Origin of the sequence: Ideonella sp. B508-1, assembly GCF_000333615.1 — a bacterium.
GTDB lineage: Bacteria > Pseudomonadota > Gammaproteobacteria > Burkholderiales > Burkholderiaceae_C > Ideonella.
In genome coordinates this window covers 1-883 of the sequence record NZ_BADL01000378.1, presented here as the reverse complement: position 1 = coordinate 883, position 883 = coordinate 1, and the positions used below count along the sequence as shown (strand labels likewise).

Below are 883 nucleotides of genomic sequence, written 5' to 3'. Positions count from 1 at the left end.
AGGTCTTGCGCTGGTAGTTCTTCACCACGTCGGAGATGAACTGCTCGGCGTGCAGGTACAGCACCCGGGCGTTCGGGTTGTCCTTGAGCAGGGCGTTGCCCACCGCGTGGATCAGGTGGGTCTTGCCCAGGCCCACGCCGCCGTAGATGAACAGCGGGTTGTACATGACGCCCGGCGCGCCGGCCACGTGCAGGGCGGCGGTGCGGGCCATCTGGTTGGCGCGGCCGGCCACCAGGTTGTCGAAGGTCAGGGCCGGGTTCAGGCGGCTGCGGCTGGCCGGGCTGGGCGCGGCCGGGGCGCGGGCCTCCATCGGCTCGGGGGCCGGGCGACCGGTGGGCAGGGCGCTGGCGCCCGGCGCGTTGGCCAGCGCGTCCTCGGCGGTGGGCATGAGGGCGGCCTGCTGGCGCGGCACGGCCTGGGCCGCGGCGCTGGCGGCGTGGTTCATGGCGCGCTGCAGCACCGCCGCCGCGCTGTTCGGGCGCGAGGGCAGGGGGCGCGGGCTCAGGGCCGGGGCTTCACGCGGGGCCAGCGACAGCTCCAGCCGCACCGGCTTGCCGGCCAGTTCGCTCAGCACGGTTTCGATGCGGTGGGCGTACTGCGACCGGATCCAGTCCAGCTTGAACCGGTTGGGCACGCGCAGGCCGAACACGGTCCCCGCCTCGCCATCCTCCATGACGTCGGCGGGGGGCAGGGGTCGGATCCAGGTGGTGTACTGTTGTTCAGGCAGTTCGGTGGCGAGTCGCTCGCAGCCCCGTTGCCAGAGGTCAATGCTCATGTGGACAATTCTTCTTGAGCGGCCGCATTCTACGCACTCCTTGGGCCGCCTGGGGCGAGGTTATCCACAGTTTTCCGTCCGGGGTCAATCCCCCCGCGGCGGCGCATG

1 protein-coding gene is annotated in these 883 nt (G+C 71.8%); it reads right to left on the bottom strand.

Annotated features, from left to right (window positions below; genetic code table 11):
- A partial coding sequence (locus I73_RS28310) for a DnaA ATPase domain-containing protein (protein ID WP_022981503.1) occupies positions 1-775 on the bottom strand: 775 nt, incomplete at its 3' end.
- Between the last annotated feature and the right edge of the window lie 108 nt (positions 776-883).